The organism is Mammaliicoccus sp. I-M35, assembly GCF_022386455.1.
GTDB classification, from domain to species: domain Bacteria; phylum Bacillota; class Bacilli; order Staphylococcales; family Staphylococcaceae; genus Mammaliicoccus; species Mammaliicoccus sciuri_A.
Genome location: NZ_JAJNIL010000002.1, coordinates 182,043 through 207,086, shown reverse-complemented (window position 1 = coordinate 207,086; position 25,044 = coordinate 182,043). Strand labels below are relative to the sequence as shown.

At 32.0% G+C, this 25,044-nt stretch carries 26 protein-coding genes and 1 pseudogene; 4 read left to right on the top strand and 23 right to left on the bottom strand.

Translation table 11 applies throughout. The features are described from left to right. Positions 1–28: 28 nt before the first annotated feature. The 14 genes and pseudogenes from LQ679_RS03710 to LQ679_RS03645 form a co-directional block, all read right to left on the bottom strand. Positions 29–1,045 carry a LysM peptidoglycan-binding domain-containing protein gene (locus LQ679_RS03710; RefSeq protein ID WP_126477241.1) on the bottom strand — a complete coding sequence of 339 codons (1,017 nt, stop codon included), beginning with the start codon at positions 1,043–1,045 and terminating at the stop codon, positions 29–31. A 554-nt stretch (positions 1,046–1,599) separates the two neighbouring features. Further along, positions 1,600–1,830, bottom strand: a complete 231-nt coding sequence (locus LQ679_RS03705; protein ID WP_159315429.1) for a hypothetical protein — start codon at positions 1,828–1,830, stop codon at positions 1,600–1,602. 15 nt (positions 1,831–1,845) lie between these two features. After that, a complete protein-coding gene (gene manA / locus LQ679_RS03700; protein ID WP_025906422.1) occupies positions 1,846–2,787 on the bottom strand; it encodes a mannose-6-phosphate isomerase, class I in 942 nt (313 codons plus the stop codon). A gap of 173 nt (positions 2,788–2,960) precedes the next feature. Then, positions 2,961–4,496 (bottom strand): annotated as a pseudogene (locus tag LQ679_RS03695) (AbgT family transporter). Positions 4,497–4,913: 417 nt separating this feature from the next. Then, positions 4,914–5,618, bottom strand: a complete 705-nt coding sequence (locus LQ679_RS03690) for a FadR/GntR family transcriptional regulator (protein ID WP_025906426.1) — start codon at positions 5,616–5,618, stop codon at positions 4,914–4,916. A gap of 79 nt (positions 5,619–5,697) precedes the next feature. Next, on the bottom strand, positions 5,698–6,066 hold the full coding sequence (gene dhaM / locus LQ679_RS03685) for a dihydroxyacetone kinase phosphoryl donor subunit DhaM (RefSeq protein WP_025906428.1): 369 nt from the start codon (positions 6,064–6,066) through the stop codon (positions 5,698–5,700). 2 nt (positions 6,067–6,068) lie between these two features. Continuing rightward, a complete protein-coding gene (gene dhaL / locus LQ679_RS03680) occupies positions 6,069–6,644 on the bottom strand; it encodes a dihydroxyacetone kinase subunit DhaL (protein WP_239762098.1) in 576 nt (191 codons plus the stop codon). A 12-nt stretch (positions 6,645–6,656) separates the two neighbouring features. Further along, a complete protein-coding gene (dhaK, locus tag LQ679_RS03675) occupies positions 6,657–7,622 on the bottom strand; it encodes a dihydroxyacetone kinase subunit DhaK (RefSeq protein WP_075578131.1) in 966 nt (321 codons plus the stop codon). A 294-nt stretch (positions 7,623–7,916) separates the two neighbouring features. Then, positions 7,917–9,572 carry an alpha-glucosidase gene (locus tag LQ679_RS03670; RefSeq protein ID WP_239762132.1) on the bottom strand — a complete coding sequence of 552 codons (1,656 nt, stop codon included), beginning with the start codon at positions 9,570–9,572 and terminating at the stop codon, positions 7,917–7,919. Positions 9,573–9,586: 14 nt separating this feature from the next. Next, complete coding sequence (locus LQ679_RS03665; protein ID WP_037588996.1) at positions 9,587–10,591, bottom strand: LacI family DNA-binding transcriptional regulator; 1,005 nt, start codon at positions 10,589–10,591, stop codon at positions 9,587–9,589. A gap of 15 nt (positions 10,592–10,606) precedes the next feature. Then, positions 10,607–11,449, bottom strand: a complete 843-nt coding sequence (locus tag LQ679_RS03660; RefSeq protein WP_025906438.1) for a sugar ABC transporter permease — start codon at positions 11,447–11,449, stop codon at positions 10,607–10,609. Continuing rightward, positions 11,449–12,717 carry a sugar ABC transporter permease gene (locus tag LQ679_RS03655; protein ID WP_107609238.1) on the bottom strand — a complete coding sequence of 423 codons (1,269 nt, stop codon included), beginning with the start codon at positions 12,715–12,717 and terminating at the stop codon, positions 11,449–11,451. The genes LQ679_RS03660 and LQ679_RS03655 overlap by 1 nt, the downstream gene beginning before the upstream one ends. 8 nt (positions 12,718–12,725) lie before the next feature. Continuing rightward, on the bottom strand, positions 12,726–13,979 hold the full coding sequence (locus tag LQ679_RS03650) for an extracellular solute-binding protein (protein ID WP_037588998.1): 1,254 nt from the start codon (positions 13,977–13,979) through the stop codon (positions 12,726–12,728). Positions 13,980–14,020: 41 nt separating this feature from the next. After that, complete coding sequence (locus LQ679_RS03645; RefSeq protein ID WP_058611907.1) at positions 14,021–15,121, bottom strand: ABC transporter ATP-binding protein; 1,101 nt, start codon at positions 15,119–15,121, stop codon at positions 14,021–14,023. Positions 15,122–15,370: 249 nt separating this feature from the next. Here LQ679_RS03645 and LQ679_RS03640 point away from each other — a divergent pair, with 249 nt between their 5' ends. Beyond that, on the top strand, positions 15,371–15,829 hold the full coding sequence (locus LQ679_RS03640; protein ID WP_025906446.1) for a MarR family winged helix-turn-helix transcriptional regulator: 459 nt from the start codon (positions 15,371–15,373) through the stop codon (positions 15,827–15,829). Next, positions 15,822–17,258, top strand: coding sequence for a YhgE/Pip domain-containing protein (locus LQ679_RS03635; RefSeq protein ID WP_025906449.1), 1,437 nt, complete (start codon positions 15,822–15,824; stop codon positions 17,256–17,258). The genes LQ679_RS03640 and LQ679_RS03635 overlap by 8 nt, the downstream gene beginning before the upstream one ends. Before the next feature lie 202 nt (positions 17,259–17,460). On the opposite strand, the gene LQ679_RS03630 is transcribed toward LQ679_RS03635, so the two are convergent. From LQ679_RS03630 to LQ679_RS03620, 3 genes are read right to left on the bottom strand one after another with little or no spacing between them, the layout of a single operon-like run. Further along, positions 17,461–18,465, bottom strand: coding sequence for a zinc-binding alcohol dehydrogenase family protein (locus tag LQ679_RS03630; RefSeq protein ID WP_239762097.1), 1,005 nt, complete (start codon positions 18,463–18,465; stop codon positions 17,461–17,463). An 18-nt stretch (positions 18,466–18,483) separates the two neighbouring features. Further along, positions 18,484–18,924 (bottom strand): GNAT family N-acetyltransferase, encoded by a 441-nt coding sequence (locus LQ679_RS03625; RefSeq protein ID WP_191836470.1) that lies wholly within the window; start codon positions 18,922–18,924, stop codon positions 18,484–18,486. Between the two features lie 19 nt (positions 18,925–18,943). Then, positions 18,944–19,147 carry a DUF1272 domain-containing protein gene (locus tag LQ679_RS03620; RefSeq protein ID WP_037589002.1) on the bottom strand — a complete coding sequence of 68 codons (204 nt, stop codon included), beginning with the start codon at positions 19,145–19,147 and terminating at the stop codon, positions 18,944–18,946. Between the two features lie 87 nt (positions 19,148–19,234). Here LQ679_RS03620 and LQ679_RS03615 point away from each other — a divergent pair, with 87 nt between their 5' ends. Next, complete coding sequence (locus LQ679_RS03615) at positions 19,235–19,378, top strand: hypothetical protein (protein WP_167739975.1); 144 nt, start codon at positions 19,235–19,237, stop codon at positions 19,376–19,378. Between the two features lie 23 nt (positions 19,379–19,401). Here LQ679_RS03615 and LQ679_RS03610 read toward each other — a convergent pair whose 3' ends face one another. The 4 genes from LQ679_RS03610 to LQ679_RS03595 all read right to left on the bottom strand — a co-directional run bounded on the left by LQ679_RS03610 (position 19,402) and on the right by LQ679_RS03595 (position 21,032). Then, positions 19,402–19,863: a DinB family protein gene (locus LQ679_RS03610; protein WP_126477234.1), complete on the bottom strand. Its 462-nt coding sequence runs from the start codon at positions 19,861–19,863 to the stop codon at positions 19,402–19,404. Positions 19,864–19,880: 17 nt separating this feature from the next. Beyond that, positions 19,881–20,252: a VOC family protein gene (locus tag LQ679_RS03605; RefSeq protein ID WP_239762130.1), complete on the bottom strand. Its 372-nt coding sequence runs from the start codon at positions 20,250–20,252 to the stop codon at positions 19,881–19,883. A gap of 80 nt (positions 20,253–20,332) precedes the next feature. Continuing rightward, a complete protein-coding gene (locus tag LQ679_RS03600) occupies positions 20,333–20,542 on the bottom strand; it encodes a helix-turn-helix domain-containing protein (RefSeq protein WP_025906456.1) in 210 nt (69 codons plus the stop codon). Between the two features lie 10 nt (positions 20,543–20,552). After that, the gene (locus LQ679_RS03595) at positions 20,553–21,032 is read right to left on the bottom strand and encodes a hypothetical protein (protein WP_204258949.1); all 480 of its coding nucleotides are present in this window, start codon (positions 21,030–21,032) and stop codon (positions 20,553–20,555) included. A 313-nt stretch (positions 21,033–21,345) separates the two neighbouring features. On the opposite strand from LQ679_RS03595, the gene LQ679_RS14880 reads away from it, so the two are divergent. Beyond that, on the top strand, positions 21,346–23,070 hold the full coding sequence (locus LQ679_RS14880) for an ABC transporter ATP-binding protein (protein ID WP_239762096.1): 1,725 nt from the start codon (positions 21,346–21,348) through the stop codon (positions 23,068–23,070). A 38-nt stretch (positions 23,071–23,108) separates the two neighbouring features. On the opposite strand, the gene LQ679_RS03585 is transcribed toward LQ679_RS14880, so the two are convergent. Both LQ679_RS03585 and LQ679_RS03580 read right to left on the bottom strand, forming a co-directional pair. Continuing rightward, entirely contained in the window at positions 23,109–23,786 is a 678-nt protein-coding gene (locus tag LQ679_RS03585; protein ID WP_239762095.1) for a YjjG family noncanonical pyrimidine nucleotidase, read from the bottom strand. Positions 23,787–23,889: 103 nt separating this feature from the next. Then, positions 23,890–24,993 carry an ImmA/IrrE family metallo-endopeptidase gene (locus LQ679_RS03580; protein WP_239762094.1) on the bottom strand — a complete coding sequence of 368 codons (1,104 nt, stop codon included), beginning with the start codon at positions 24,991–24,993 and terminating at the stop codon, positions 23,890–23,892. Between the last annotated feature and the right edge of the window lie 51 nt (positions 24,994–25,044).

The window sequence follows — 25,044 nt, the reverse complement described above, 5'->3', positions numbered from 1 at the left end:
CATCATAATGTCCAAGACTCTTCAATGATTAATGTATATAATTATAACTTGAAACTTGAGAAGCTGGTATCGTTCTGTATGTTAGTACACCTGGTGATGAACTAAAGTTCATTTCTGATACTTGAAGGCTTCCGTTTGAATTAATTCTTTCAACAAATGATACATGACCATAATAGCCAGCTGATGATTGAAGGATTGATCCTACTGAAGGTGTACGATTTACAACATAACCATCTTTAGCAGCAGCACTTGCCCAATTGTTTGCATTCCACCAATAAGTACTAATTGGTTTACCTATAGCTTTACGACGGTTAAATACATGCCATGTACATTGACCCCAGTCGTATAAATTTTGATGATTGAATGTCGGTGATGTGTAACCACTGTTGTTATTTGAATTAGAAGTAGAACCTGAACTTGATGCTGTTCCACTTACTTTTAATTTTTGTCCCGGATAAATGATAAAGTTTGATAAACCATTTAATGACATAATTTTTTGGTATGTCGTTCCATATCTAGCTGCAATCGCTGATAGTGAATCTCCTGACTTAACTGTATAAGTAGAAGTGCTACCTGAAGCATTAGACGCTCCACTGTTACTAGAGCTACCCGTGTTACTACTAGAACTTGCTGTTCCATTAACTTTTAATTTTTGTCCCGGATAAATAATCGTGTTACTTAACCCATTCAATGACATAATTTTTTGATACGTCGTACCATATTTACCAGCAATAACCCCTAATGTATCTCCCGATTTTACTGTGTAATATGTCGTTGATGAAGTTGAAGTAGCTCTTGAGCTCGTGTTCGATGTACTTGATGAATTTGAAGTACCAGGAACTTGTAATACTTGATTAGGGAAAATAAGATTTGAACTTAATTTATTTAAGCTTTTAATTTTCGCAATCGTCGTATTATGCTTATCAGCAATCAGCCATAAAGAATCTCCACTTTTAACTTTATAAGTTGCTGCTTCCGCTTGATGAGAAGATACTGCAACTGCAACCGAAGCACCAACAAATGCCGCTATTGTCTTTTTCTTCAAAATAACTTACCTCCATCTTCTTACAGTTTATTTATGAATTCTTATTAATTATACACCGTAATCTTTACCGTTTATATTACAGTTTTATTTCATTTTCATTAATCCTATAATAGTATATTACTTTTAAAGATTAATTAGAAAATGAACAAATATAATAAATCGCATATTATAAATAGCGCAAGATAATTTGGACGTGGGTAGGAAGGTAATATGTGTGAGTGTTCGTGCGAGACACCCTGTTTTTCTGCCTTAGAGCACGATATCTCCGAGTCTTCGTGCGACGCACCCTGATTTTGTGCCTTAGCGCACGATATCTCCAAGTCTTCGTGCGACGCACCCTGATTTTGTGCCTTAGCGCACGATATCTCCGAGTCTTCGTGCGTTACACCCTGATTTTGTACCCTAGCGCACGATATCTCCGAGTCTTCGTGCGTTACACCCTTATTTTGTACCCTAGCGCACGATATCTCCGAGTCTTCGTGCGATATTACCCTATCATACATAAAAACAGTAGAAATTCTTTTACAGAATTTCTACTGTTGATTTATTATGCTTTATACGATCAACGATAACCCTGCTAAGCATGGCATAAAGTTGACTAATATGCCGCCTATTTTGAGTCCTGCTGATATTTCTTTGTCTTTTAATGTAGAGATTGCAAGTACTAAACCAATTAACGCAATGATAAATGGAATGACTGGCGTTGGATACTTAGGCATTCCGAAAAACAAACCTAATCCTGCAATAACTGCACATACTAATGATAAATATAGAAATTTTTTCATTTGATAGACCCCAATCTACACATAACTAATGATGACTTCTAATTCACCATTTATGTGATTATCTAAATCATCTGCTGTCATGATTAAATGATCGCCTTTTTCTACTTCAAATACATTACCATCTGTAATGATTTCTCCGCTTCCAGCTATCACACTTACTAAGCAATAATCTCTAGGTTTTCTAAAATTAAATGTCCCACTAATTTCCCACTTAGCAACTGTAAAGAATTCGCTTTCGATTAATAATGTCCCTTTTTGGTCTTCATCATCAATTTTTTTAGGTGGTACATTTGGACTTTGTGCACCAACAGTTATAACGTCGATACTCTTATCTAAATGAAGTTCTCTTTTCTTGCCGTCTTTATCAATTCTGTCATAATCATAAATTCTATAAGTTGTATCAGAATTTTGTTGTGTTTCTAGAATCATAATACCGCTACCTATTGCGTGAACTGTTCCACTAGGTACATAGAAGAAGTCGCCTTTTTCTACTTTTACGCGTTTAAATAAATGATCCCAATCTTCGTTCTGAATAAATTCTTCTAATTGTTGTTTTGTATTTGCATATGTACCATATATAATTTCTGCATCTTCTTTAGCATCTATAATATACCAACATTCTGTCTTACCAAATTCACCGTTTTCATGTTCATGTGCATATGTATCATCAGGATGTACTTGTACAGATAGTTGATCATTTGCATCAAGAATCTTAGTTAATAATGGGAACTTTTCTTCTGTAGGATTACCGAAAAGTTCTGGGTGATTTAACCAAACTTCATCTAAAGTTTGTCCTTTATATGGACCATTTGCGATTTCGTTTGGTCCATTTACATGTGCAGATATCCCCCAACATTCACCGATTCGTCCTTCAGGCAGGTTATATCCCATATTTTCTAAATTTCTACCACCCCATATACGTTCTTTGAATACAGGCTTTAAAATTAATGGAGACATTCAATCATCCTTTTCTAATTGTTGTTATATATTGTATACCACTTATTTTTATAATCGTTTTAATGTACCAATGGTGATTGTACCATAACGACACTATATTGTGGAATACTCATAACACAGATAGATTGAATTTATAACTATTAATAATTTTATAATTATTAAAATGTATAATACTATTTATTCAAATGAATATCTCCACCTGGTCCTAATGGAAAGCCCAGTAAGAACCAAATAATCATGAATAACGGCCAAACGATTCCTAACACAATTGAATATGGCATTAAACTTGAAATCAATGTACCTAGTTTCATATTTTTATCATACTTTTGAGCATATGAAAGTAATAATGGTAAGTATGGCATCATTGGTGTAATCGGATTTGTAATAGAGTCTCCGATACGATAAACCATTTGTGTAAATGCTGGATGATAACCTAATAACATAAACATTGGTATAAAGATTGGTGCTAATATTGCCCATTTAGCTGAAGCACTTCCGATTAATAAATTGATCAAACTACTTAGAATGATAAATCCAATAATTAAGATGACCCCATTTTGACCTTGTAATAATTCTGCACCTTTTACAGAAATGACAATACCTAGATTACTCCATTCTAAATATGCTAAAAGTTAAGCTGCAAAGAATACAATAACGATAAAGCTACCCATTGTGGACATGGAATCTGATAACATTTTTCCTAAATCTTTTGTATTTGAGATTTTCCCTGAAAGAATACCATATACAAAACCAGGCACGAAAAAGATAACTAATATAATGATACCTACACCATCCATCAATGGTGCTTTATCAATTAAACTACCTGTCTTTGGATTTCTTAACCATCCATTTTCAGGAATTGCTAAAGCAAGTAATAACGCTACAACAATAAAGAAACTAATATTCGCAAACTTCAATGCTTTACTTTCTTTTGCACTAATTTCATTATCATCTCTTTGATCCTCAGAACCTTCATCAGGTTTGTATGTACCTAAACGTGGAATAACGACTTTCATACTGACATAATAAATTGCTGGTAATAAGATGATTGTTGATGCTGCAATAAAATACCAGTTCATTGCTACATTTAAACTGATGTCTTTATCAATGATTTCAGCTGCTGGTTTCGTAAACGCATATACTAACGCATCACTCATACCTAACGTAACGTTCGCAGCAAATGCACCTAGTGCTGAGGCATAAGCCATCGCAAGTCCAGCAATCGGATGATAACCTAACTTTATAAATACTAACGCTGTTAATGGCGGTAACACAACTGGTGCTGCATCTCCTGCAGCATTACCGATAATACCTACAAATATAATAATGGGAACAATAATTTTTCTAGGTGCTTTTTGAACAACTTGGATCATTAACTTATCAAAATAACCCGTCTTCTCAGCAACACCTATCCCTAACATAACAGCAAGTACTAAGCCTAACGCAGGAAACTCTGAAAAATTCGTGATAGATTCACTAATAATCTTTCCAAAACCTTCTCTAGAAATTAAATTTGTAACTTCTACAGTCTTCCCAGTTGCAGGACTTTCCACTTTTATGTGAAATAATGAAATAAACCAAGACAGAAATATTAACGCTGCACATAAGAAGAAAAATAGTATACTCGGATCGGGTAGTCTATTCCCTACTCTTTCTATTAAATTAAGAAATCTATTAATGATTGAAACTTTTTCTTTTGTTTGATTCATATATTATCCTCCCATCAGTAAATTAAAAACAGTATATCAAACTGTGTTTATTTTTTGAAGGTTCTGATAATTTTACAAATGTTTTGATAACAAGTCTTTATTTAAAATTTTAAATCGCATTTAAGTGTAAATTTGGCATCTTTTTTTAAGAATTAACATTGATAAAGTGCACCGTTGACCTTATACTAAGTATACAGATGATAAGTTGTAATAAATGTACTTCATTTTCGAATAGACATCATGCAATTTATTATTAACTGTAAGAAGTCTTTATATATGATTATGAAATGGAACGGATGGGGTTACATACCCTAAAGCGATAAGCCTCCTGAAGCTTATCGCTTTTAATTTTGCATAAAATAAAAAACTGCTATCATGTCTCTGTTAGAGATTAATAGCAGTTATGATTATCAAGTATTATTGTTCTGTTTTTTTAATATTACTGAGTACAACTTTTTCTACTTCTTCTAAATGAAATGCCATCTTATGTTGCGCAAGCTCTGCATTTTGAGATTTAATAGCTTCAAAAATTTCTTTATGCTCGTTATATAACTTCTCGATTGATTTACTTTTCGTATATAAATAAATCCTTCTTGTTTCTTTCATTGTATGTCTCATAATTTCAGATACATTTAACAATAATTGTTTAAGCATATCATTTTTAGCCGCTTCTACTACAGCTAAATGAAATTTCAAATCAGAAGCTTCTCCTAATTCATTGTCTTGAATGGCTTGTTTCATATCTTTTAATGCAGATTCAATAGCATGCAAGTCATCATCCGTTCTTTTTTCAGCTGCAAGTCTTGATACACCGACTTCAACAATTTTACGGACTTCTAGTAAATTTTCAATATCTTTAACGTCTCCATTAATTGCTTCGATATTAAAATAAACTTCTTCTCTTTCAACGATGAAAGTCCCTTGCCCATGTTTAATTTCTACATATCCCATTGCTCTTAACGCATTCAATGCTTCTCTTATCGTTGCTTGTCCTACCCCAAAACTTTCAGATAAAGCCTTTATAGATGGTAAGCGGTCTCCTATTTTCAAACGACCTTCATTAATATCTAATATGATGACATCTGCAACTTTTTCGTATAATTTCTTGTTCGATATCTTCATTCTTCTTTCTCCACCTTGTTAAAATCATTAGTAGAGCAATTATATCATTTAAAATATATTTCATCTTAAAGAATTTAAATTATTGATGAAATTCTCTTTTAATACTTTCCATTGCTTCTTCTAATGTTGCACCTGTTGATAAAGATACACTTGCTAAAAATGCACCTTCTACAATGGGACCGTCTACTTTGTACAATTTATATTCGCCGTCATATAAGTCTAACGCCATTTCTAAATTCATTTCAGATGAACCAATATCATAAAATAACAATGCATCTTCAGTTAATGCATCAATCACTTCATTAACTGTATCAATACTTGTACCGATTCCACCTTCATTTGTACCGCCTTTTGCGATAACTGTAACACTTGGAGACATTTGTTCCAATAATGCTTTTACACCTTGTGCGATATCGTTACTATGACTAATAATACCTATTGTCGCCATGTTTACACATCCTCACTTAAAGCTTTTAATACGTATACCATACTTTGAGCACCAGGATCTATATGTCCTATAGAATCTTTTTTGAAATAGGCTGCTCTACCTTTAGTTGCTTCTAAATCTTTCGTATCTTCAGCGAACTGTTGCAACATATCTTCAGATAATGACTCTCCATTTGATAAATGATCTGAGGCTTTTAACAACACATCATACATTGTTTTTTCGCCACCTGTTACTTTACCTCTAGCAGCAACTGCATCTTTAAAAGTATTGATATATTCTAATAAATTATCAGAACTGATTTCGTCATAATCTAGACCTGCCATTTTAACAAAGCTAAATCCATACAATGGACCTGATGCACCACCTACTGAACTCATTAAAGTCATGCCTGTAGATTTCAATACATCACTTACTGTATCTCCTGTAACTTTTTCGTCTACTGCTTTAAATCCGCGTAACATATTAACACCATGGTCGCCATCACCAATTGCTCTGTCTAATTGTGTTAAATTTTGTTCTTCTTGTTCAAATGTATGACTTAAATCTTTAAGTTTGTTTAACAATGTTTCTGCGTTCATTTAAAATGCCTCCTATTTAAAATATTTACTTTCTGTCGGTGCATTAAATGCTTCTTCAACTTCTTGTTGATAAGGCACTAATGTAATAGAAAATCCTTGCATATCCAGTGCAGTCATATAATTGCCTACAAAGTATTTTTTAACCTCTAATTCATTTTGTTCTGCATATTCATTAAAATAATGTGCGATGATTGCAAGTTCTGAATCTGGTGTCGCACCCATACCATTAATCATAACAATTAATGATTTATCAGAAACTTCCTTTTCAAGTTCATGCATTAAACGGTTAATGATTTTATCGATTGTTTCAATATTTTCTTGATAAATACCACGTTCACCATGTATACCAATACCAATCTCCATTTTATTATCATCTAAATCAAATCCGTATTGACCAGTTGTTGGTACTAAACAAGGATAAATGGCCATTCCAATCGTTCTAATATTTTCAATAAATGATTCTACTTTTTCTTTAATAGCTGCTAAGTTATATCCATTATCAGATAGATAGCCGGCATACTTATGTACAAGAACTGTACCCGCTACACCTCTTCTATCTTGTTCATTTTCAATAGAAATATCATCACGTACGATAACGGATTGGCAAGAAATACCTTCCATTTCTGCCATCTCTTGCGCCATTTCAAAGTTCATAACATCTCCGGCATAGTTCTTAATGATTAATAAGACACCTTCATCAGTCGCGACATGTTTAATCGCTTCGAGAATTTTATCTGGTGTAGGAGAAGTGAAGACTTCACCACATACAGCTGCATCTAACATACCTTCAGCAACATAACCAGCATGTGCAGGTTCGTGACCAGATCCACCACCAGAAACTAAAGCAACACCACTCTTTTTAACATTTTTACGAACGACAACATTGTCGCTAATAATTTCAACTGAGTTATCCATCACTTCGATTCCCTTAAGCATATCCGCTACAAAGTTTGTTTTTTCATTCATTAATTTCTTCATATAATGACCTCCCGTTGAATTCTATGTTTTCTATTCCATTATAAAACGTTTAGATAGGTAAGCGTTAACAATATGAGTTAATAAGAAATGATAATTTGGGAATGAGCTTGTATGTGGCGCTTGGGGACAGAATTCTGAATAATGTCCCTAACAAGGGCGCTTACGGACAGAATTCCGAGAAATGTCCCTAACAAGGGTGCTTTTTTATTACCACTATTCCAAATTATGGTCGTTACATTCCCACACACAAATAAAAAATCCGAGACAAAACCTGTTGTCTCGGATTTCAACTTATTATTCTTCTATTCGATATACTCTTGTTTCAAATGGTTCTAATATGTTTGTATCTTCTATCGTTATATAGTTGTGTAATAATAACTTACTTTTTTCTAAATTGACTGGATATGTGATACTAGCTTTTTCGCCTGTTAAGTTACTCATAATAATGACTTCTTCGTTATCTAATATGCGCTTATAACTATAAATTTGTTTATGATCTTTATCGACTAGTTCGTATTTACCGTAATTAAACACGTCGTAATCTTTTTTCAATTGAATCAAACGCTTATAATAATTTAATACAGAATGTTCATCTTCTAACTGATCTGCTACGTTGATCGTTTTGTAATTTGGATTTACGTGGAACCATGGTTCTGTTGTTGAAAATCCTGCATACGCACGATTATCCCACTGCATCATTGTACGAGAATTGTCTCTATTTACTTTACTCAAATTATTTAATAAAGATGATGTATCTTCGCCATTTTGTTCTTTCAATTTAATTTCATTTTTAACTGAAACATCATTAAAATCTTCTAATGATTCAAACGGATAGTTCGTCATCCCTATTTCTTGTCCTTGATAAATAAACGGTGTCCCTTTTTGTAAGAAATAATTTGTCGCATGACTTGTTGCACTTTCATACCAATACTGCTCATCATCTCCCCAAGTTGAAACGAGCCTTGGTTGATCATGATTTTCGATAAATAGCGCATTCCAGCCAACTCCTTCAAGTTGGTCTTGCCATTTAGACATGATATTTTTATATTGAATAACATCAAATCCACTATCTTCTGTATTCCATAATCCTAAATGTTCGAACTGAAAAATCATATTAAATATACCATTATCAAAGCCTACCCAATCATTCGCATCATCAGTACTGACACCATTTGCTTCTCCTACTGTCATAATGTCATATTTATTGAATGTTTCATCTCTCAATTCACGTAAATGATTTAATATACCTGGTCTATTCGTATAACGTTCAAATGCTGCTTTATACTGCTCATCACCTGGTTCGACTGGTATGTCGCCATCTTCAAATGATTTTTGAATATGTGTAATCGCATCTACGCGGAAACCATCGATGCCTTTATCAAACCACCAGTTAATCATTTTATATAATTCAGAGCGAACCGCTTCATTCTCCCAATTTAAATCTGGTTGTTTTTTACTGAAAATATGCAAGTAGTATTCATCAGTTTCTTCAGTTTTTTCCCAAGCTGAACCGTTGAAAATACTTCCCCAGTTATTAGGTTCTTTGCCGTCTTTTCCTTCTTGCCATATGTACCAATCTCTTTTAGGATTGTCTTTACTCGATTTAGACTCGATAAACCATGGATGTTCATCTGATGTATGATTGATGACTAAATCCAATATGAGTTTCATACCTTTATCGTGTGTCTCTTTTAAAAGTAATTCAAAGTCTTCCATCGTTCCAAACTCATCCATAATATCTTGATAATCACTAATATCATAGCCATTATCATCATTAGGTGATTTAAATATTGGTGAAACCCAAATCACATCTATACCTAGATCTTTCAAGTAATCTAACTTTTCTCTAATACCGTTTATGTCACCAATACCATCATTGTTAGAATCATTAAAACTTCTAGGATAAACTTGATAACATACCGCTTCTTTCCACCAAATTCGTTCCTCCATCATTCAGTCACCTCTTATTTTATCGTTGATTTTCTCTCTATTATATCTGTTGGAATAATCGTATTTTTTCTTAAAATATTAGGATTCTCAATCAGTTTAATTAAAGCTATACCCGCTTCCTCACCTAAATGTTCAGGATAAATATTCACGACCGTTTGAGGTGGTGATGCAAAAGTATTAATAAATGAATCATTAAAAGTTGCTGTCATCACTTCATCTGGCACTCTTATATTAAGTTCATATAATGCACTTAATAAATTAATATTGATCATGCTATCTGATGTAATAATCGCTGTAGGAAAAGTCGCACTTTCTTTCATTTCTTTAATGATTGCTAATATTTCATCTCTGTTAGGATTTGCATGGTAAATGTCATATTGGTTAATACCATGTTTATCGCAAGCTTTCTTAAAGCCTTCTACCCTGTCTAATGCAACAGCATATGAATCTGGTTCAGCTATAAAAGCTAAATGCTCATGCCCTTTATCAATCATAAATTCTGTAATCATTTGACTTGCTTCGACATTATCATTGTCGATATGAATAATTTCTCTTTCGCCTAGTTGTTTACCTACAACAACAAACGGAAATTGATATTTTTTGAGTAGTTGTGTAACCGGATCATTCTCTTTTGAATAAAGCATAATAAAGCCATCTATCGATTTAGATTTAATGAGATTTTCTACTTCAACTAATAAGTCAGCTTGTTCAACAGACGTTGTCATAATCGTTGAATATTCTCTTTGTTTACAGGCTATTGATATCCCCATCAGAACATCTGTAAAGAATGGATTTTGCGTCATTTCTTTAGAAGCTGATTTTAAAATTAAACCAATCGTTTTAGATTTTTGTGTTACAAGTGTTCTCGCGGCAATATTAGGTTGATAGCCCAATTGCTTCATCACAGCTTTTACTTTCTTTGATGTCTTTTCACTTATACTTTTATGCCCACTAATCACTCTTGATACTGTTGATGGTGCAACATTTGCTTCTTTCGCAACATCTTTTATTGTAACCACGAGATCACTCCTTTATTATCCTTTTGTAGCACCTGCCGTTAAACCAGTCACTAAGTATCTTTGTAATAATAAGAATACGATAGAAATTGGTATTGCAATCATCATTGCCCCGGCAGCAAATACTGTAAAGTTGTTTCCGAATTTATCATTTATAAAATTAAATAATCCGACTGCTAGTGTGTATTTTTCAGGACTTCTTAATAAAATTCTTGGCAAAATAAAGTCCATAAATGGTCCCATAAAATTAAATAATGCAACAACTGCTAGAATCGGTTTAGCTAACGGTAACATAATTGTGAAAAATATTCTCATATGTCCTGCACCATCTATTTTAGCAGATTCATCTAATTCTTTAGGAATTGTATCGAAATATCCTTTTACTAAGAAAGCATTCATCGGAATGGAACCACCTATATAAATTAACGTAAGACCGAATAGTGAATCTAATAAGCCTATTGTATTTAATAAGATATAAATTGCTACCATTGCCATCAATACAGGGAACATTTGTAAAATTAAAAATGCAATCAGTCCGTATTTTCTACCGACAAAACGATATCTTGAAAATGCATATGAAGTTAAACCAACAAAGATCACTGAAAATAATGCATTAGCCGTCGCCACGATTAAAGTATTCTTATACCAAGTAAGGTAGTCACTTGAAGGATCAGTTAGTAAATAAATATAATTTTTCAAAGATGCATCTTTCGGTATCATCGAAGAACCATAAAGATTGGAACCTGAGTTCAGTGATAACCCTAAAGTCCACAGTAATGGATAAATAATGATAATAAACATAATAATCAAAATGCCATACATGATAATCGCTCTTAATATATTTTTATTCTTCTTATTCATTAAATATCCCCCTCATCTTTAAAAGTACTTGTCTTTCTAAATTGTAAGAATGCAATAATGGCAATAAACACACCAATAATTAATGAAATCGTTGCAGCCATATTATAATTTTGCATATCAAATGTTAATCGATAAACCCATGAAATTAAGATATCTGTACTACCTGCATTCTGACCAGAAACAGGTGGACCACCTTTATTAAATAAGTAAATTAAATTAAAGTTATTAAAGTTTCCTGCGTATTGCATAATTAGTAATGGTGCAGTCGCAAATAAAATATGTGGAAACGTAATATTTCTAAATTTTTGCCAACTTGATGCGCCGTCCATATCTGCCGCTTCGTACCAATCTGATGAAATACTTTGCAGAACACCTGTGAATAAAGCAAATACGAATGGGAATCCAAGCCAAACTTGAATTAAGATTAAAGCAACCTTTGCCCAGAATGGATCATTTAACCAAGCTGGTGCAATGCCGAATAATGGTTGTAGGATATCATTATTAATCGAACCAAAATCATCATTAAAAATGGCCGCAAAGATTAATATTGTCACGAACGATGGAACTGCCCAAGGTAAGATTAATACTGTTCTAATAAGCTTTTTAAATCTAATAAGTGGATGATTAACAATAATAGCGAGTAATAACGCTAACGCGATTTGTAAAGTAGTTGCTACTAAAGTCCAAACAATCGTCCAAGTTAATACGTTAAAGAATGTTGTCTTCCAAATAGGTACTGTAACTAAAGACTTAAAGTTATCAAATCCTACCCATTCTAATAAATGTCTAGGTGGTGCATTATACAAATTGTAATTTGTAAAAGCTAAAAAACACATGAATAAAAGTGGAAATACGACAACAAAGATTAATAAAAAGATACCCGGTGATATTAATAAATATGGGAAAGTCTTATCCCATGTTGCCGTCATTCGACCTTTACGATCTTTAATTTCAAATCCTTTATTATATTGATCTGCATTACGATAAGCATCTATGATATTTACGACATATAAAGTGATCGCAAATGCAATTAATAATAACGAAATGATACCTTGTGCTAATAGAACCCTTGAATCATCTAGTTTAGGCACTGTACCTAAAGTGAATAATCCCCAGAATCCAATATTCATAAATTGATAAAATACTGAAATGAAACTAATAAAAAATACGATAAATATACTACCTTTTATATATCTTTTATTATAGAATTGGCCAATACCTGGAATAATCGATAGTATGGCTGCTAATTTTGGATTTCTCATTTTCACACCTTCTTTTATTTTTTAGATGCATTCATAATTTCTACTTGTTCATCAATACCATTTTTCGCTTCATCAAGTGCTTCTTTAGGGTCTTTACCGTTGGACATAAATGTCGCTGCATTTCCCATCGGATCCCATACTTGACTCATCTCTGGAATGTTTGGCATTGGAATGGCATTTTGAGCTTGTTCTTCATATGGCTTTAATAATTCATTTTTAGAAGAAACGTCTGTACGACCTGTAATTTCTTGCATTTCATCTGTATATTTCTGCATATTATCTTTATTTGTTAAATACAGCATTAAGTTTTTAGCCCAGTACTTCTCTTCGCTATATTCGGATATAAACCAACCTCTTACCCCTAAGAATGGTTTCATTTCTTTACCATTATCAGTTGGGAAAGTTGCAGTTCCGAAATCATCGCCAAGTGCTTCTTTAAACTCATTCGTTTGCCAAGGACCTGTTACAAACATGCCTACTTTACCTTCTTTAAACAGTCCTACAATAACATCTTGATTAGCTGACTTCGTAATATAACCTTTGTCATACCAAGATTGTAATCTCTCTCCATTTTTCACGACAGATGGATCATTTACAGCAACATCATTTGTATTAAATCCATCTTTTTCTTCTTTAAATATGTATCCGCCTTGTGAGAATAAAAATGGATAATTAAAGTAGAAGTTTTTTGCATCAAACATAAATCCATATTGCTTTTTATCTTTGTCCGTTACATCTTTTGCGATTTTTTCAACATCATCCATCGTCTTTGGTGGTGTCTTAACGAGTTTCTTGTTATAGACAACAGCTGTTGATTCTACGATAACGGGTAATGCTAACTGTTTACCTTCATAATTTAAAGCTTGTAATGCTTCTTTGGAATAACCTTTTAATTCTTCATCTGTAAAATCAATTTCTGCCGCTAATCCTTGTAAATAAGCATCTCCTGCACGGTCATGCGGTTGGAAGAATAAGTCAGGTCCATTACCTGAAGGACCATCAAGTGATAAGTTATCTACTTGATCATCTTGAGCTGTATTTTTAAGAATGACTTTAATACCTGTCTTTTTTGTATAATCTTCCGTTACTTTCTTGTAAAAAGCCATTTGTCTATCGCCATCTACCCACATCGTAAGTGACTTAGGTTTGGCTGTTTTTTCATCATCATTAAGTGCTTTATCAATATCTTCTTGTGTTCGATTAGGACCACAACTTGCAAGCAATAATGTCACGAGTAATATTGAGCAAATTTTTAGTAAATGTTTCATCTAATCCCCTTCTTTCATTAATTGTTAATTCACTCAATCAATTAATTTTTAATTTTCTCTCCAGTTTCTTTATCAAAGAAGTGACATTTATTTAAATCTAAAGCAAGCTCAATTTCATCATTTGGATGAATAACTGTTCTAGCATCTAACTTGGCGCATATTTCTTCATCGTTAAATAATCCGTGAATCATAATTTCAGAACCTAATAATTCACTAACAAGTACTTTAGTCTTGAAAGTTACATCCTTATTAGCATTGATAAATACAGGTTCATCATGAATGTCTTCTGGTCGAATACCGAATCGTATCGTCTTGCCATCATAGCCGTTATGATTTAACATGCGTGCTTTACTTTCATTTAATTTAATCACTTGATTGCCAATCACTAACTCGTCTTTATTAACTTTTGCGTCAAAAATATTCATTGCAGGTGATCCAATGAATTGTGCAACAAATTCATTTTCTGGTGCGTCATATACTTCACGTGGTGTACCTATTTGCATAATATCGCCATCTTTTAAGACAACAATACGTGTTGCCATCGTTAAAGCTTCTGTTTGGTCATGTGTGACATAAATCGTTGTAGTTTGTAATCGTTCATGCAACTTTAATATTTCTGTTCTCATTTGAACTCTTAATTTCGCGTCTAAATTAGATAAAGGTTCGTCCATTAAGAATACTTTCGCATCCCTTACAATTGCTCGACCTAATGCAACCCTTTGTCTTTGACCACCTGATAAAGCTTTAGGTTTTCTTGGCAAATATTCCTTCAATCCAAGAATTTCAGCTGCGTATTGAACCCTTTTATCTATTTCTTTTTTATTCATTTTTCGTAGTTTAAGTCCAAATGCCATATTGTCATATACTGTCATATGTGGGTATAAAGCATAATTTTGAAAGACCATTGCGATATCTCTATCTTTTGGTGCGACATCATTCATTCTTCGATCATCAATAAAAAAATTTCCTGATGTAATGTCTTCTAATCCTGCGATCATTCTCAAAGTTGTTGACTTTCCACACCCTGATGGACCAACGAAAACAATAAACTCTTTATCTTTAATATGTAAGTTAAAATCATGTACTACAGTATTACCTTTGTCGTAAGTCTTCTTTATATTCTCTAATTTCATTTCAGCCATAGATAAACCCTCCATAATTGTAATCGCTTTCAAAATTTAATATAGATTTATCATATGTGTAAAAAGTTAAAAAGTCAACAATTTTATGCAAACGATTGCATTAATAATTTACGACAATATAAGCCATATATTTTCAAAAGAAAGCCTTTACATGCAAACGATTGTATCTTTTTTGAGTTAAACCTCTTGCAATTATAGTACATAGGGTGTACTATACTCTTTGTATTAAGTACAGGAGGTGTACTAATCATGGAAGAAGAATTAAAAAAAGCTTTTAACCTATTCCAAGAATCCATCATTAATATACACAGTGAAGTTGCAAAGATTTTAAATAATTCTGGGTTAGATGAAGTTGTTTCTAAAGAACAATATCAAACTTTAAAAATTATTAAAGATTTTCCTAGATGCACATACAGTTTTATTGCCTCTAAACAAGGTGTCTTTAAGACTGCAATATCAAACAGAATTAATAAATTGAAGCATCTAGACCTCATTGCTATTCAGCAAGGCGAAGATAAGAGAGAGAAATCTGTTTTGCTTACAGATAAAGGTTTAGAACTTGTAAAGCGTACTGAAGATGTTATTTACGAAACATTTAATCGTAAACTGTCTTCTCACTTTTCAGACGAAGAAATTATAACGTTTGTTAAACAATTAGAGAAAGCAAATAAACTTATAACAGGAAAGGACAATGTTAATCATGTTTGATGATATAAAAAATTTATGGACACATAAGTTTCTACTCGTATCACTTATAGCAATTATGCTTATTCCACTTATTTATAGTTCAGTATTTGTAGGTTCTTTATGGGATCCATACGGAAAGACGGATTCATTAAAGATATCTGTAGTGAATAGTGATAACGGTGGAAAAATCAATGGTGAAAAGGCAGATATCGGTAAAGACGTAGTAGATAAATTAAAAGACAATGATAAATTTAAATGGGAATTTGTTTCTCAAGAAACTGCAGACAAACATTTAGAACATGGTGAATCTTATGCTGTCATTTCAATACCAGCTGAAACCACTAAAAATGCAGGTTCTATGTTAGACAAAAATCCTAAAAAAATCGACTTAAATGTCAAAACGAACCCTGGTTATAGTTACACTGGTTCACAAATCGCATCTAAAGCTATTACAGCTGTTGAAGATAATTTAAGTGAATCTGTTCGTGAGAAATATATTTCAGAATCATTTAAAGGAATGAATAAATTAACTGATGGTTATAAAGATACTTCTAAAGCACTTGGACAAATGTCAGATGCAGAATCTCAACTCATTGATGGTAATAAACAAGTTGAATCTGGATTAGAACAACTTGCTCCAATGGCTGGCGCAGAAGGACAACAACTTTTACAAGGCAGTATGAAAGTATCTCAAGGTTTAAGTGATTTACAAGCTAATAATGACAAATTAAAAGCAAATATTGATAAAGCTATTAAACAATCAGATGATAAATACTTTGAAGATAAAAATGTTAAAGCAATCAATAATCCAGTCGTATCAAACGAAGATGATTTAACAGAAGTTAATAACTATGGTCAAAGCTTTGCACCATATATCCTATCATTAAGTTTATATGTAGGTGCAGTTGCATTCTCAGCAGTTTACCCTATCGATAAAAGAATTGGTGATTCTACAGGATTCAAATGGTGGTTAAGTAAGTTTGCAATATTCATGATGCAAGCTTTAGGATCAGCATTAGCACTAGCAGTACTATGTTTATACGGATTTGAAATTGATATCGCTAATCCAGGACACTTCACTTTAACACTTATCTTATGGAGTATTGCAGCATATATGATTGTGACATTCCTTACAGTTGTATTAGGTAATATCGGTAAATTCTTAGCGATTATACTATTGATCTTACAATTAGGATCAAGTGAAGGTACATTCCCAATAGAATTATCAGGTAAGTTCTTCCAAGACTTACACCCATTCTCTCCAATGAGTTATGTAATTAAAGCATTAAGAGAAAATATCTTTAACTTCACAAGCGACGTAACTTATGGACAATCAATGCTTATTATAGGACTTATCGCAATTGTATTCGCAGCACTAACATTACTTGTATATGTAATACGTTCTAAATATCCACACTTAAGACGTATCGCAAACGAAAACGACTATTAAGATGTAGAAAAGCACAACCTCGCGTGAGGTTGTGCTTTTTTGTAGATTATTTTATTTGGAGACGGCGCCGTTAGTTACACTTCCGCCGACTTTTGTTACTATAGACCCCCATAGTTACACTTCCGCCGACTTTTGTAATTAACTCCCCCGTTATGAACAAATTTGACCAGAAGTGTTCGTAACGTCATTTCTATTAGTACTGTTAATATTCTATAACTATTTTACCAATACTTTTTCCTTCTTCTATTAAACGATGTGCCTCTGTAATTGTTTCTACACTTAATCCTTTTAGTGTCTTATTTACTGTCGTTTTAATCGTACCTCTATCCAATAAATATGTTAACTTTCTCAAATATTCATGATGTGCGATCATGTCGTCTGTTTCATATTTTGGTCTAGTAAACATAAATTCAAATGAGAATGTCACACTTTTATCTTTTAATAAATTTAAATCTACTTTATCCATAAAATTAACAAGTGCTACGATTTTTCCTCTTGGCTTTATCATTTCTGCCATTACATTAAAGTATGCATCACTACTATGTGTATTAAAGATATAATCTACTTGATTAATTTTATGTGCTCTTAATTCATCTGGTAAGTGGTGTTTATGATTGAGTACGATGTCAGCACCCATTTTCTCTGACCATCTTCTTGTTTCTTTACGTGAAGCTGTCGTGATTACTGTTAGGCCCAAATGTTTCGCAATTTGAGTAGCTACAGAACCTACACCACCTGCACCATTAATAATTAGTAACTTCTTATCTTTATTATCTTCAGGGTTAGATGAAATATTAAGGCCTTCTAATAATGCTTCAAATGACGTTAGTGCAGTTAAAGGTAAAGCTGCTGATTCAACGAAAGATAAGTGTTCTGGTTTAATGCCCACAAGTCGTTCATCAACTAATTGATACTCTGCATTCGATCCTTGCTTCGTATTTGTACCAGAATAATATACTTCATCACCTACGTGGAACAATTCTACTTCTTCTCCAACCGCTTCTACAACACCTACTGCATCATACCCTAATATTTTAAATTCTCCATCTGATGTATTTCTTGATTTCGTATCTATAGGATTTATACTCGCTGCTTTCACATTCACTAAAAGATTTCTTCCTTTAGCTTCTGGAACTGGTATATCTCTTTCTTCAAATTCATTTGATACTTTCAAATCAAAACTGTTACTAAACCCAATTGCTTTCATCTAAAAGTCACCTCTTGTTTATAAATGTTTATGATAATAGTTATGTTCATCATCGATTTGCATGCCTAATTTTTGATATAAACGATTACCAGCTTTATTTGATTTTTCGGTTTCTAAATATATTGTCTCATATCCATTTTCTTTCCCATAAGTAAATGCTTGGTTCATTAATTGCTCACCAATTCGTTGACCTCTCGCATCTGCTGTTAAAAATAAATCATTAATAATAAGTAGGTTTGACATTTTCATTGATGACAACATCTTGTATAGCTGTACAAATCCTATCACTTGCTCATTCGCTTCAGCTATAAATATAACAGCATCTTCACGAGAAACATTTCTATATATAAATTCATACGTCATCTTTATATCTGATTGTTGTCCAAAATGAACACGATAGTCATCAAATACAGCAACAACTTTCTCTATCTCATTGAGTTGTAATCTTCGAATATTCAATCCATCACCTCATTTATCCTTAACGGTCTCCCATTACAGTTTTAGTATCAGCTTTTGCTTTCGGACGAACGACAAGTTCTCCATTACATTCTGGACATACATAATATAAATTTTCCGCACATTCTCTACAGTATGTTGTTTCTTGAACACATATAAAAGCATTACTTTTCTTATGAAATTCATATCCGCATTTTTCGCAATTTGGTTTCATCTCTAAAGCCATTTCTATCACTCCATAAAAATATGTTAGTATATACATAATTATCATATCACTTTTAAGTACATAAAATGAATTTTAAGGTGTGATTCTATGGAAAAAGAATTCGTAGGTAAATGTGCCAAATGCCAAACAGATATTTATTGTAATAGTGGCTTTATAGAAGGTGTCGTGCAAGAAGACAAAACATTATTATGCTTTGACTGTTCTAATGAAAAAGAGAGAAAAGAAACATAATCGTTTCTTTTCTCTCTATATTTTTATACGCCTTGATCTAATTTATCTAACATTGATTTCATCAACTTAATTTGACCAGTATGATAATTCGTATGCAATATGCCAAATGAAATTGTTTCTGCAAAAGTATCCATATTCGCTATCGGTGCTTTTCTTGATTTGTCCATTTGTTCATCAAGTGCATTTAATATTCTTTCTAGTTGTTGATTTAATATGCCTTTTAATTCTTGGAAAGTTGGTTCTACACCTGTAAAATCTTGTGGTGAAGTACCTGGTGAGAATGATTTACCTAACTTTTCACCGAGTATATTACCTTCTTCACTTGTACCAAAGACAAATGATTCATTTGCCACAATTACGTGACCAAGTTGCCATTTAATATTATTGTTCGCTAACTCCAGTTGAAAATCCGCTTGTTTCTCATCTATATCTTTGACAACATCAGATAACATACTATAAGAAATTCGGAACTGCGTTTCTATCATTTCAATTCCCTCCGTTTTTACTCAGTAATTGCAAAATAATTACCTTGCTTATCATGAAAATTAAATACTCTACCCTCAGGCATTTCTATAATATCATGACCAGTTAATCCTTGTTCTTTTAACGACTTATATAATTCATCAAAATTCGAAGCTTTAAACATTAAAGAAGGTGTTTCTAAACTCACTTCAGGACTGTACTTTTCAATAAAAGCTTTATCAAATAATACAAATGACGTTTCAGCATCTTCACTAGGTGCAATTTCTACAGACTTGAAACCTTCAGGCAACTCTTCTTCAGACTTCACAACAAAGTTCATTACATCTTTCCAAAATTCAACAGCTTTTTCTTGATCATCAACATATAACATGACTTGATGTAACTTTTCAATCATATATATCACCTTCATTCATTTATTACATTTAGAATACGCTATATATGATTCAAGTGCAAAAATAACAAAGTTTAATTTCACTCTGCATCCTTTTCATAAACCATGATGTCACCAGGCTGACAATCCAAGTATTCACATATTGCTTCTAGTGTACTAAATCTAACAGCTTTTGCTTTTCCAGTCTTTAAAATAGATAAATTTGCGATCGTAATATCTACCTCTTGAGCAAGTTCAGTCAGAGAAACATGTCTTTCTTTTAAAATTTCATCTAATTTAATTTTTATCATCTTGTCACCCTTAAACAGTCAAATCATTTTCTTTTTTTATTGATTTAGATTCATTATAAATCGTAAGGAAATTTAACATCATTAAAGAAATATTCAACAACAATACCGTTGTAAATGGTGCAGTATTTAATAACTCTTTATATGTTACATCCACCCCAATATTGTTTTTCATAGTATTTAACGTAGCATATATCATAATAATGATTGAAGAATAGAATATTTTATTGTAATTCCCAGAATTAAAGAAATCTTTTTCATTGATATTTTTTATAAAACTTAATACGAATATAAAGAAAACTACTGTTAACAACGATTGAATAGTAAAGCATATTAAGTAATAGAATACGCCATCTCTTAAATCAAATGCTGTACTTACAGGTACTTTGAAAAAGAAACGTACAAGAACAAGACCCAGCATTAAAATATTAATGATCATAGTAATTATCGTAATCATATAAGTACGTTTTTCAGTTTTGCTAATTTTACTCATCGAAACCTCTCCCTTTTATCGTTTTTCAATAAAAGTTTAACATTCTTTTTATTGTTTATCAATAAAAATTATTGTTTTTCGATAAAAAAAGAGTTATATCAAGTAATTCTCATCCACGTTGTGTTTTATTGGATTTTAACTTATACTCTCAGTAACAGTCTTTACTGTAATTTTACACTAGAGAGGAAGATTACCATGAGAAAAAATAATAATCGTATCCTTTTAACTACTGCCACTGAGGTCGTTTACCTTTAAGTGAAATGTATTAAGTTTATTGGTAAACGACACCAATAAAACTTAAGGAGCTATTATTGTGAAATTTAAAAAATTCATATCATACTACAGACCTTATAAACGAATTTTCGGTTTAACTTTAATTTGTTCATTACTTGTTACGGTTATTACGCTTGTAATACCATTGATTATTCGTTATATCACAGAGAATTTAATTCAACATTTCTCTGTAGCGCATGTTAAAGAAATTTACTTACTAGGTGCTGCTATGGTATTGCTCATATTGATTCAATTTTTGTGCCATATTTTTATAGATTATTATGGTCATGTTATGGGTGCAAAGATGGAGAAAGATATGAGCGAAGAGTTATATGAACATATTCAAAGCCAACCTCATCACTTTTTTGACCGAAATAGTACGGGTGGCTTAATGTCGAGATTAACGGGTGATCTTGAGAACTTATCAGAGTTATATCATCACGGTCCTGAAGATATCTTAATGTACATTATTCGTTTTATAGGTGCTGTCGTCATTCTCTTGTATATCAATGTAGAATTAACAATTGTGATGATGCTATTTATTCCTATTATGATTGTGGTTTATTGGTACTACATCAAAAAGCTCTCTTCTATCTATGAACAAGATAAAGCTACCAATGCTGAAATTCATGGATTTTTAGAAAATACAATATCAGGAATCAAAGTTACAAAATCTTTTACGAATGAATCATTTGAAAGTAATCAGTATAAATCACTTAATAAAAAAGCGATTGAAATCAAAAAGAAAGTTCATAAATATGAAGCTCTATATAATGAGATTATAGGGTCCATCATTCAAGCAATGCCTGTCATCATCATTGTACTCGGTGCATTACTAATTATGAAAAAAGAAATTTCTATTGGGGATTTGTTAGCATTCGTACTGTATGTAGGTAATATCGCAACACCTATTGAAGTACTTGTTAAGCTGTCTGTTCAATATAATGAAGGTATTTCAGGTTTTAACCGCTTCTTTAAATTAATGCAACTTAAACCGGATATAACTTCAGAGAATACTCACCAACAACAAACACAACATTCAAATGGTGCTATTCAATTTGATTATGTTTACTTTCAATATGACCAAGAATATATTATCCATAATTTAAATTTAACAATCGAACCCGGTGCATATATTGCGATAGTTGGCCCATCAGGTTCAGGTAAATCAACCATCGCCAATCTGCTACCAAGATTTTACGATGTCACATCAGGATCCATAACGATTAATCATCAAGATATTAGAACGATCCCTCTTGAAGAACTTAGACAAAAAATAGGTATCGTTCAACAAGATGTCTATATATTCTCAAGTACCGTTTACGAGAATATTAAATATGGTAATCCTGAAGCTTCAATGGATGAAATCATTCATGCATCTAAATTAGCCAATGCACATGAATTTATTCAACAACTGCCAAATGGTTATCACACACAAATTGGTGAAAAAGGTGCTAAACTTTCTGGCGGTCAAAAGCAAAGACTTAGTATCGCAAGAATGTTTCTAAAAAATCCAGAAGTCGTCATCTTAGATGAAGCCACAAGTGCTTTAGATAATTTAAGTGAGAAAGTTGTTCAACAATCATTAGAACAACTGACACTCAATCGGACAACTATCGTTATCGCCCATCGATTATCAACAATCCGAAATGCAGATAACATATACGTCCTAACAAAAGAAGGCATTATAGAATCTGGTAATCACGACACACTAATAGAGAAACAAGGATTCTATTATAGAATGTATATCAACGAAGAGAACTAAATATAAGCACAATAAAAGCTGAGACAATACGTCTCAGCTTATTTCAATATATCCTTTAACGCTTCTAAATGATTTATAACATATGTCGCAATATCCCCGTTACAAAGATTTTGATGGTCAAAGTAACATGAATCAATACCATATTCATACGCACCAACAATATCAGATGTTAACGTATCTCCTATCATTAAATAATGTGACACATCATCGTCTTTAACACCACTTAAACAATGCTCAAAAAATTGTTTATGAGGCTTTTCAAATCCAATTTTCTCTGAAATAAAATGATCATCAAAATATTCAAAAATACCTGCATCATTCAAGCGTTTCATCTGAGTTTCATAAACACCATTAGAAGCACTATAAAGATGATAACCCGCTTCTTTCAAATAACTTAATATATCTTTCGCACCATCAACCAGCTCATGATTATCATTCAACGTCTTTCTAAAAATAGCCTCTTTAGCACGCGCATCAACATTTAAATCAAATGACTCAAAAAACTCCTTAAAGCGAGTCGTTAACACATCATCCTTAGAAACCTTGCCCTGCTCAAGCTCTAACCATAAACGCTTATTAATATCCTGATACTGTTTAAAATTCAAATCATTAAACACAATACCCTCAGATTCAAAAACCGCTCTAATCGCTTCCCTTTCACCAGCATTAAAATCTAATAAAGTATTGTCCAAATCAAATAAAATATGTTTATACATCGAAAAGTCCCCTTTTAGTCTGTAAGGTTATGGAATATATTATACCATTACCTAAAAAAACACTCCTCGAAGTTGTTCGAGAAGTGTAATGCATTATTTAGAGTTAGTTCTCTAATATTTTATAACCTTTATATCCTACTCCTAATATTTTAAAAGCATCAGTATACGAAATTTTATCTGACTTAACTGCATTTTCAACATAATTAAAAAAGTTTTTATCCATCCTAAAGTTCAAGTTATTTTTATAGTTTCCACCTTTATTTCTATCAATATTTTTGATTTCTTTATATTTTTCTTCTAATACTTTAACCTGTTCTTTATATTCATTATGTGTAATAAAGTTAAAATCATATTGTCTTCTTATAAGGACATATTCGCTAACCGGAAAAATTTTTAATAATTCATCTACCGGCTTATTACCTATATTCTCAAATATTTTACTTGGTACTAATATTTCAGCTGTAACTTTATTTACAAAGGCTTCTACTTTATCAAATTTATTATGATTAATTTCTTTAATATTATATATTTCATCATAGCCTATAAATAAATGGACAAGCTCATGAACAAGTGTGAATAGTTGTCCTTTTTTAGAATCTTTTTGATTAATAAAAATAATAGGTGCTTTTTGATCAGCTAAAACAAATCCTCTGAATTCATTAATATTCAAATTTCTATGAGTATTGTCTTTATACTTACCATTCAAGAAAATAAAAACACCAATCTGACTTATTTTATTACGGAAATAAGTAAACGGATTATCATCGATATTTTCAAAGTAATTAATATTTATATTTAAATATTTTCTAATCTCTTCTGCTACATGTTGATAATTATCATTGATACTAAATTTGTTTATAAAATCTAAATGATTTTCTACTTCATCTTTCAAGAAATCTTGCTTAACTCTCATTTCTTTAATCGTATCTTTAAGTTCACTACTCATCTCTTCAATATCAGATGAATTAATTGTCCTAAAATCTAATTTTTCTTCATATGGTTCAATATAATCATCTAAAATTAATAAGCCAACTGGTACATTTATCATTTTTGAAATAGTAGATAACTGATTAAAAGTAGGATTTTTCTTACCATCGAGAATGAGATTTATACTTTTAATACGTTTAGCTATAGCGTCAATAGGTGTATTAGAATTATGAATGTATCGAGATAGAACTTTATTATTTACTGCCAATTCTGTACTCATCACGATCCCCCCTTTTAGTTATCATTAAATATATTAAGTTCTCTATTTATA

Excerpts from the sequence above, each read along its gene's own strand:
- LQ679_RS03630 (WP_239762097.1), bottom strand. The coding sequence starts at position 18,465 with ATGAAAGCAATTGGGTTTAGTAACAGTTTTGATTTGAAAGTATCAAAT.
- LQ679_RS03585 (WP_239762095.1), bottom strand. The coding sequence starts at position 23,786 with ATGTATAAACATATTTTATTTGATTTGGACAATACTTTATTAGATTTT.
- LQ679_RS03620 (WP_037589002.1), bottom strand. The coding sequence starts at position 19,147 with ATGGCTTTAGAGATGAAACCAAATTGCGAAAAATGCGGATATGAATTT.
- LQ679_RS03580 (WP_239762094.1), bottom strand. The coding sequence starts at position 24,993 with ATGAGTACAGAATTGGCAGTAAATAATAAAGTTCTATCTCGATACATT.
- LQ679_RS03705 (WP_159315429.1), bottom strand. The coding sequence starts at position 1,830 with ATGAAAAAATTTCTATATTTATCATTAGTATGTGCAGTTATTGCAGGA.
- LQ679_RS03640 (WP_025906446.1), top strand. The coding sequence starts at position 15,371 with ATGGAAGAAGAATTAAAAAAAGCTTTTAACCTATTCCAAGAATCCATC.
- dhaL (WP_239762098.1), bottom strand. The coding sequence starts at position 6,644 with ATGAACGCAGAAACATTGTTAAACAAACTTAAAGATTTAAGTCATACA.
- LQ679_RS03650 (WP_037588998.1), bottom strand. The coding sequence starts at position 13,979 with ATGAAACATTTACTAAAAATTTGCTCAATATTACTCGTGACATTATTG.
- LQ679_RS03635 (WP_025906449.1), top strand. The coding sequence starts at position 15,822 with ATGTTTGATGATATAAAAAATTTATGGACACATAAGTTTCTACTCGTA.
- LQ679_RS03600 (WP_025906456.1), bottom strand. The coding sequence starts at position 20,542 with ATGATAAAAATTAAATTAGATGAAATTTTAAAAGAAAGACATGTTTCT.
- LQ679_RS03690 (WP_025906426.1), bottom strand. The coding sequence starts at position 5,618 with ATGAAGATATCGAACAAGAAATTATACGAAAAAGTTGCAGATGTCATC.
- LQ679_RS03610 (WP_126477234.1), bottom strand. The coding sequence starts at position 19,863 with ATGATAGAAACGCAGTTCCGAATTTCTTATAGTATGTTATCTGATGTT.
- LQ679_RS03660 (WP_025906438.1), bottom strand. The coding sequence starts at position 11,449 with ATGAATAAGAAGAATAAAAATATATTAAGAGCGATTATCATGTATGGC.
- LQ679_RS03670 (WP_239762132.1), bottom strand. The coding sequence starts at position 9,572 with ATGGAGGAACGAATTTGGTGGAAAGAAGCGGTATGTTATCAAGTTTAT.
- LQ679_RS03615 (WP_167739975.1), top strand. The coding sequence starts at position 19,235 with ATGGAAAAAGAATTCGTAGGTAAATGTGCCAAATGCCAAACAGATATT.
- dhaM (WP_025906428.1), bottom strand. The coding sequence starts at position 6,066 with ATGGCGACAATAGGTATTATTAGTCATAGTAACGATATCGCACAAGGT.
- dhaK (WP_075578131.1), bottom strand. The coding sequence starts at position 7,622 with ATGAAGAAATTAATGAATGAAAAAACAAACTTTGTAGCGGATATGCTT.
- manA (WP_025906422.1), bottom strand. The coding sequence starts at position 2,787 with ATGTCTCCATTAATTTTAAAGCCTGTATTCAAAGAACGTATATGGGGT.
- LQ679_RS03595 (WP_204258949.1), bottom strand. The coding sequence starts at position 21,032 with ATGAGTAAAATTAGCAAAACTGAAAAACGTACTTATATGATTACGATA.
- LQ679_RS03645 (WP_058611907.1), bottom strand. The coding sequence starts at position 15,121 with ATGGCTGAAATGAAATTAGAGAATATAAAGAAGACTTACGACAAAGGT.